The following is an 8,466-nucleotide window of genomic DNA, read 5'->3' on the forward strand; positions in this document are numbered from 1 at the left end:
GCGGGCCAGATGCTCCACTCGTCGCATCGGCACCATCGTCCAGGCCATCCACACCCTCATGACCTGCACGTATTCAGGATGAAAGAGGTTCACTGGTGTGATGTAAATCGCCAGCCTGGTGAGGATTTGGGGGCCTGCTCCGTACAACCCTTTCAGGAAGGTGGTGAAGATCACGATGGAATGACGCCTTCCGCCCGTTTCCTGAGGTTTGGTGAGTCGACAGTGACCCGATCAACAAGGTTGAATTTGCCGCGCTGGAGCGGCTCCGAGTGAAGCCTTCCCTCGACGCGATGCCGTGAGGGTAAAGGCCTTCGGGGACAGCCGTGTTCCGGCCGGGGGAGTGGGGGGCGGCACTTGTACAGGTCGCGTTCCTGCCTGCCTTGAATCACGCTCCGGCCAGTGGGTCGGGACCGACGACTTGAGGACTGTGATGAAGGCACGTACCGCATATGTGGCGAGGCCGCAGCGGAAGAGATTTATAGTGCGAACGCTCGGGGCCGCAGCTGCTGCTGGTGCCTTGGCGTGGCTCGCGCTGGCGGGCGGGGTCCGCGCCGAGACCGGACCGAAGCCTGAAGCGCTCGCGCCGGTAGCGGGCGATGCCCCCGGCTACGCGATCGAGGACTTCAATTACCCGCAGGCAGACAAGATCCTCGCTGAAAAGAACATCGTCCTCAAGCGCGGCGATGGCCACATCACTCTCGTCGACTGCGCCAGCGGCACCGGATTCATCGAGGTCAAGGCCCGCGAGAGAAATGACGAGAGTATCTGCTTCAAAGTCGTCGGCAACTCCGGCTGGCTCACCCTGGAGATCCCCTCCGTTCACCTGATCAAGGGCAACGACTATGCGACCAACGTCGACATGACCGTCGGCGCTGAGGAGAAGACCTTCAACATCTCGAAGAACGCCTGGACTGGGGTGGGTGAGAGCGCGGACGAGCAGGGCCGCGAGTACTTGCTCGTGGAGATCCGATCGACCAAGTAGCACTCGGCCAGCGTCCCGCCATCTGCCCGCTGCGTACCGTTGAACGGAAGCGCCGGCCTCGTACCAAGGAATCCAAGGTCTTGCGACACACCAGAGGCCACCGCCTCGCTAAACTCATTGCCGTCCTCGCCGCTGCGCCGTTGACGTTGCTTGCCATACCCGCCCATGCCGTCACCGGCGCCGCCGCCACGGACAACGCTTACGCGTTCACGGCGAAGCTGGAGATCGGTGAGGGAGACACCAAGCGCGCATGCTCCGGTGCCCTGATTGACCCGCACTGGGTGCTGACCGCTGCTTCCTGCTTTTCCGGTGGGCTCACCGAGCTCGCGCCCGGAAAGCCCGCCGACAGGACGATTGCGACCATCGGGCGCGCCGATCTGACCGCCACGACAGGGGGTCATGTCAGTGAGGTCGTCGATCTGGTACCTCGCGTCGGCCGGGATCTGGTCCTGGCCCGGCTGGCCGAGCCTGCCACCAGCATCACCCCGGTAGCCCTTGCCCCCACTGCGCCAGCCCCAGGCGACACTCTCACAGTGGCCGGATACGGGCGCACCAGAGACGAATGGGCGCCGCTCAAGCTCCACACCGCCAGCTTCGCGGTCAAGGCGGCCACGGAAACGGGACTCGACATCGCCGGCAAGACCGCGAACGACGCGATCTGCAAGGGCGACACCGGCGCGCCGCTCCTGCGCGTCATCAATGGCAAGCCTGAACTCTTCGCCGTGGCCAGCCGCTCCCGGCAGGGCGGATGCTTCGGCACTGATACGGCCGAGACCCGCACCGACGCGATCGCCGCTCGGGCCGACAACATCAACGTCGGCTCCCGCCTGACCGCCGCCAGGCGCCTTGCCCCCGGCGACACCCTCGTCTCGGCCTCGGCTCGCCTGACCATGCGCAGTGACGGCGACCTGGTCATCTCCTCCAATGCTGGCAAGACTCTGTGGTCCACTGGCACGGCGGGTAATCCCGGTGCCTTCGCGCGTCTCAGCAAGGGCAACCTGATCGTCCGCAACTCCGCCGACAGCGCCACGCTGTGGGAGTCCGGGACCAGTGCCCCGAACGGCTATGCAGTCCTGAACGACCGCGGAAACTTCGTCATCTACAACAGCGAAAACGAGTCGCAGTGGTCCAGCGGCACCGGCCTCCGCCATGACTACAACGGGGATGGTCGCAGCGACCTCGGCGCCTGGTACAGCTACACGGCCGGCAACGACGGCATGTACTCCTTCTTCGGGAAGGAGGACGGGTCCATCGGCGGGCCTGAGAAGTCGTACGCGGCTCCTGCTGGTGAGTGGGATGCCCGCTACATGAAGTTCGTCACTGGCGACTTCAACGGCGACGGCCGCGGCGACATGGCCACGGTGCGCGGCTCCAGCGACACCAGCGTCAAGATCTGGATCGCCCTCGGCAAGCCCGACGGCGGATTCGACAGCCCCGTCGCCACCTGGAGTTCGCCCGCGGGGGGTCCGTTCCACTTCACTTACATGACCCCGCAGGCCGGCGACTTCAACGGCGACGGCCGCGACGACGTGGCCATCTGGTACGCCGGCGCCGACGGCACGACCAAGCTGTGGACGTATCTGTCCACTGACAAGGGCAAGCTCAACACCCCGGTGTCCTCTTGGTCGGCCCCGAAGGACACCTGGACACGCGCCCGGGCCAAGTTCGTCACCGGCGACTTCAACGGGGACGGCCGGGACGAGATCAGCGTCTTTTATGGTCAGGGCAACGACGATGTGAAGACCTACGTCTTCGCCACCACGCCCGCCGGCGGCTTCGCCACTCCGACCGTGTGGTGGGAGAGCGCCTCGATCGACTGGAGCCGTACCGAACCGCACTCCGGCGACTTCAACGGCGATGGGGGGGATGACGTGCTGATCTGGTACGACTACGCCGACGGCAGCGACAAGACCTCCACCATGCTGGTGCAGAAGGTGGACGGGAAGGACCGCTTCGGCCCGGCCAAGGTCACCCTCAGCAGCAATCCCGGCAACCTTGACGCCAAGCGCTTCCAGATCGTCATCGGCGACTACGACGGCGACGGCCGCGACGATCTCGCCATGCTGAACCACCAGCCCGACGACGCCGTGCGGACGTGGACTTGGACCGCACGACCCGACGCCATGTTCAACGGCGCCAAGGCCGGCTGGACTGCCCCCGCCACCAGTTGGCTCTACGCCAACACCACCCTCTTCAGCACTTACTGAGATCAGCCCCCTGCAGCGTGTCCGGCCACCGTCGAGCGGCCGGACACGCTCCCTCGCAGGGGTGCAGCAGGTTGCCGGGGATGTCTGAACCACATCGTGGAAGTGGCCGAGATGGTGCGACCAGGGGCGAGCAGTCAATAGGCAGCCGTACCAACAACGCGCGACTGCTGCGCTGGCCGGCGTCGGGCGGAGTGACGTCGCCGCCGGCATCTCGAAGACAAGGCGGCCTCAGCAGCAGGGCCCTGACCGGCGTTCCTGACGGTGCTCCTGTCCACGGAGGACTTCACCCAAGACGAGGCTTCTCGGCTGGCAGCCGTCTGCCGCCGACGAGCCAAGCAGACATATCCGTCCGTGGAGGTCGACGACACCAGCACCAGTTTTCCGGACCGTTACTGCAGTGACGGCGAGCTGACCGTGGGTTTGAGAAGGCCGCCGTTGAATGTCAATCAGGTAAGGGAGAAACACGTTGAATGCCAGATTGCGGGCCGCGCCAGGATGGCGTGGTGTCGTGGCGGCGCTGATAGCCCTGGTGATGGTATTGGGCATCGATCTTCGTCCTGCCCAGGCCGAGGACGAGGCGTGGGTGTACGACAGATCCGATGTTCTCCTGGAATGGAGACACGGCGGTCCGGGCGTGCGCGCGGCGGCTGAAGCCGCCCTGGCGGGGTCGGACAGGGACATCAACACGTTCATGGCCGAGGACCTCGAGAACCTTTCGCTGGATGATCTGCGGGTGCAGGTCGGCCAGGTCATTGCCATAGGCGGTCCGGGCGTGCGCAAGGCGGCCAATGTTGCCCTGGATGGCGGTGAGAAGGAGCTGCGGACCTTCCTGGACCAGGGCTTTGTACCGGCCTACGAGGACGATCTGCGTGTCCAGGTGGGGCAGATCATGGCCTTTGGCGGTCCGGGTGTGAAGAAGGCGGCCGGTAAGGCGCTGGACGGCACTCCGGACGCCTGGAGCTCGTTCATCCAGGAGGGCCAGTACCGGGCACGGCAGGACGACAACCGGGTGCGTGTCGGCCAACTGCTGGTTTCCGGCGGCCCGAACGTGAAGAAGGTCGCCGGTCAGGCCTTGGACGGTACGGCCGAGGATGTCCAGGAGTTTTTGGACGATGGGTGGACGGTCGCCGCAGCGCGTGATCAGGAGACGCTCACCGTCGCCCAACTGGCCGACATGGCCGATAAGGCGCAGAAGCGGGCACATGAGCTGACCGAGACCGCCAAGGAGGAGGCGGCCAAGGCGGAGACCGCCACTCAGGCAGCCAAGGAAGCGGCGCAGCTCGCGGCCAGCGAGGCCCTGAAGTCGAAGGAATCGGCTGGCAAGGCGGCCGCAGCCGCATCCCGGGCGGCCGCAGCCGCCGACCGCGCGGCACAGTCGGCGCGTCGGGCAGTATCAGCGGCCGCGGCCGCGAACGCGACCGCCCGGGTGGCCGCTTCCGCGGCGGCGCAGGCCGCATACGCCGCCAGCCGGGCGGGAAGCGCGGCGTCTTCGGCCAGATCCGCCGCAGCGGCAGCCGCCGGTAACGCCTCCCAGGCCAGGCAGGCACGAGAGGCCGCGCAGAAGGCACGTGACGCTGCCAAGGGTGCAAGGAAGGCGGCGGCCGCCGCCGACCAGGCCGGTATCGCTGCCGACAATGCCGCGAAGGCGGCGCAGTCCGCGGCCGGCGCGGGTGCCAACGCGGCGGCTGCGGCGGCCGCGGCCGCTGACGCCGGGCGCTGGGCCGGCGAAGCCGGGTCCAAGAGCAACGAAGCGCAGGTAGCTGCGGCGCGTGCCAAACGGCTCGCCGACCAGGCCACGCGTGCCGCAGGCGCGGCACAGGCCAACGCCAACCAGGCCGCCACAGCCGCCCGGCAATCGCGTAACCACGCCAACGACGCTGCCGCGCATGCTGAAGCCGCAGCGGCGGCTGCGGACAAGGCCGCGGATGAGGCCGGCAAGGCGGTCGACGCGGCCAAGGAGTCCACCGCTGCCGCGAACGCGGCCACCGAGGCTGCTAACAACGCGATGACGGCTGCCAAGCAGGCTTCTACCGTGGCAGATCTGGCCCGCAAGTCCGACGCCGAGTGCCTCGCCCAGCAGCAGGACGAGGAGGTCTTGGCCGCCGAGGAAGCCAGCCGCACCCACAAGGCCCGTGTGGCCGCCGCCCAGTGGGAGATCGGCCAACGCCAGCAGTTCAACTCCCAGACGCAGGAGCTGCTGACTCAGGCTGCCGCGGAGTCCGACCCGGCGGTCACGGCCACCAAGGGTCGACAGGCCGCGGTCAACCTGCTGCACAGCGGCGGGACCTGGGTACGGGAGGCCGCGGCAGATGCGTTGTCCGGGACCGACGAGGATGTGGCCGAGTTCGTGCGCACCAGGCTGATGGTCGCCATGGAACAGGACGACCGGGCCAGCGTGGCGCACATCGCCGCGACCACCGAGATCCCCGCACAGCAGCAGGCCGCCCTGGATGTTGTGGACAAGCCGATCGACCAGGTGCGGGAGTTCTTGCGCACCCGCGCCTACCCGGGCAAGGAAGACGACGACCGGGTCGCCATCGGCAAGATCTCGGTCAAGGGCGGTCCGGGGGTGAAGGCCGCCGCCAGCAAGGCGCTGGACGGCACCGCAGCCGACATGGCGCAGTTCCTTCAGGGCGGGCAGTACAAGGCCCGCGAGGACGACGACCGCGTGGCCGTCGCTCAGGCCCTCACCACCGGCGGCGCCGAGGTCCAGGCCGCAGCACAGGCCGCCCTGTCGGGCCCGCCGTCCGGACTGCGCACCTTCCTGGACATCGGCCTGCACAAGGCACGTCAGCGGGACGCGAACGCCGCCGCTCACATCGCCGAGATCAACATCCTTCTCCAAGCCTCCTACAAGTCGGCGTCGCTTGCCCACAAGGACGCCGCAGAAGCCCAGAAGGTGGCCGCGGAAGCCCGCAAGGACGCCGCGAAGGCCGTCGAATGGGCGGACAAGGCCAAGAAGTCCGCCCAGCAGGCCGATACGTACGCGAAGCAGGCCGACGAGTCCGCGGACCACGCGGCCCAGTCCGCCGACCGCGCCGCGGAATCCGCTAAGACAGCGAGGAACGCATCCGCCACGGCCCAACAGGACGCCCAGTCGGCCGCCCGCTCCTCCGAACGCGCCGAGCGCTCCGCCAGCATCGCCGGGGGCTACGCCTACCAGGCGAACATGGCCGTATACGAGGCGAGTGCGTCGGCGCAAGCCGCGGGTAAAGACGCCGCCGCAGCCGCCAAGGCATCGACCGAAGCCCTGAAGGTCGCCGCCGACAAGCTCGTGACGGAACTCAAAGCCCAAGTGCAGAAGGAACTGAAGGAGGCCAGCAAGCCGCTCTCCGACGTAGAACTGCGCAAGGCTCTGGAGAAGCGGCTTGTCAAGTACCGCGGGAATCTCCTCAAGGACGGGGAGCTGAAGCCGGGTGAGACGCTCTTGGTCTGCGGCGGTGACGGGGCCGGCGGCTACGGCTGCATCACCAGCACCTACCTCGACCGCCTGATCGCCTGGTTCGCGGGCGCGGACCAGATCGAGAAATGCCTCACCAAGCCGGACAAGACGTGCTTCGAGGGCCTTGCGATGGCGGCGCTGAGGGTCAAGGCACTCAGAACGGGGCCCTGCGAGAAGAACAGCTTCGTCCCAGGCACTCGGGTCCTTATGGGTGATCGTCGCACCGAGGCGATCGAGGATGTCCGTGTTGGCGACAAGGTCCTCGCCACCGACCCGCTCTCCGGGCGCACCGAAGCCAAGGCCGTCCAGGCGACCATCGTCGGCGACGGGACGAAAAACCTGGCAGAGATCAACATCACCAGTCCCAACGGACAGACCACCGGCACGATCGTCGCCACAGACAAGCATCCCTTCTGGGTAGCGGGGGACAAAAAAGCCTGGATCGACGCCGCGCACCTCACCTCGGGCGATCTGCTACGGACCGCAGACGGTATCTACGCACAAGTCAACGCGGCCAGAGCATGGACCACACCCGGACAGCGCGTCTACAACCTGACGGTCGCCGATATTCACACCTATTATGTGCTGGCGGGCGACACGCCAGTGCTGGTTCACAACAGCGCATCGTGGTGCGGGGTCGACTCCAAGGAAGCTCAGGAAATCATCCTGAACGCCAAGGGGCACGGATCCGGGCTGAAGAGGGACGCTGGGCACATGGCGGCGGATTTCGCTGTCCGTGATATCGCAACTAAGGGTGTAACAACTCGACTTGTTGGTGGAGATGGAGTGGAGCGCCTGTTGGTGCAGATGCCAGGAGAGGTTAACGGAAGGACTGGACGCTTCGAATGGCTAGTTGAGCGCAGCGGGAGCGGAAACCTGATCACTCATCGAAGATTTGTCATTGGAGGAACTATGAACGGAATCCCAAACAAAAAATGAACGCAATGGCTAGGTTCAAGATCCCCGGCAGCTTTGTCGTGGATCGAGTTGATCTGACGACAAGCGAAGTCGCCTACGGAAAGCATTGGGGGTGGTTGGATGATGCCGCGATCGTGCAGATCTATATGCACAAAATGCAGGCCGGCCGCCCACTGCTTGAGGTGGAGGAAAGGTGGGCGCTCGCACTCTCGGAAGATATCCGGTCCGGGGATCTTCCCGAACTTTCGCCTGAGGGCTCAGGTGACTCCCACGAGCTGTCCGCCGTTTGGATCTATCTCTCACTGTCCTGGCTCCATCAAAGCGGCCTGAGTGAGCAGCAATTGTTCGACGCCATTGAGGCCTTGTATTCAGACTTTGAATACCCAGAGGAGATGGAGGGCTTCGTGAAATACATGCCTCCCCCTCCTGGGGGCAAGGGTGGTACGTCCGGGATGGTCGAAAGGCTGGAGACGTTCCTGAGACACTCGGAGGATTTGTATCGGCAACGGTGAGTACCGGACCTCGAAGTCGGGTTCCCAGAAGCAATGACGATCTATAGCGGCGCGGGTCTCGGAAAACAAGGAACGGGCTGCCCGAGGGGCTGCCGACCGTAGTGGTCTACAAACGGAATCGGCTGTTGAATGCCGTCGATCCAGACCGTGGTGGGGCACTCGCACGAGTGCCCCACTGCGATATCCCAGCCCAGTTGCGGGGAGAGCATGCATGCGGCCTACAGCTGCAGATTGAGTGCGTCGGACGTCTGGCGCGTGTCTCTTTGATGAGTTGGTCAGTTGATCGGATGCGTCTGTCCGATTAGCGATCACTGAACCTCTTTCATCCTGCCCCGCAGGGGGAAATGACCTGGTGGGCGGGGGCGTGACAGGACAGGGCCCCTCGTCGTTGGCGTGGTGATCTCA

The 8,466-nt window shown here is 65.8% G+C and carries 4 protein-coding genes and 1 pseudogene; all 5 read left to right on the forward strand.

What is annotated here, in order from left to right; translation table 11 throughout:
- Positions 1–82 (forward strand): annotated as a pseudogene (locus ABTX78_RS35875) (IS5/IS1182 family transposase); the annotation flags it as partial.
- Between the two features lie 348 nt (positions 83–430).
- Positions 431–982, forward strand: a complete 552-nt coding sequence (locus tag ABTX78_RS35880) for a hypothetical protein (RefSeq protein WP_352210946.1) — start codon at positions 431–433, stop codon at positions 980–982.
- Positions 983–1,062: 80 nt separating this feature from the next.
- On the forward strand, positions 1,063–3,189 hold the full coding sequence (locus ABTX78_RS35885) for an FG-GAP-like repeat-containing protein (protein ID WP_352210947.1): 2,127 nt from the start codon (positions 1,063–1,065) through the stop codon (positions 3,187–3,189).
- Between the two features lie 508 nt (positions 3,190–3,697).
- Complete coding sequence (locus ABTX78_RS35890; RefSeq protein WP_352210948.1) at positions 3,698–7,570, forward strand: polymorphic toxin-type HINT domain-containing protein; 3,873 nt, start codon at positions 3,698–3,700, stop codon at positions 7,568–7,570.
- A gap of 5 nt (positions 7,571–7,575) precedes the next feature.
- Positions 7,576–8,061 (forward strand): DUF2247 family protein, encoded by a 486-nt coding sequence (locus ABTX78_RS35895; RefSeq protein WP_352210949.1) that lies wholly within the window; start codon positions 7,576–7,578, stop codon positions 8,059–8,061.
- Positions 8,062–8,466 lie beyond the last annotated feature (405 nt).

The sequence above is a fragment of the Streptomyces sp. NPDC096193 genome (genome assembly GCF_040302905.1).
Taxonomy (GTDB): domain Bacteria; phylum Actinomycetota; class Actinomycetes; order Streptomycetales; family Streptomycetaceae; genus Streptomyces.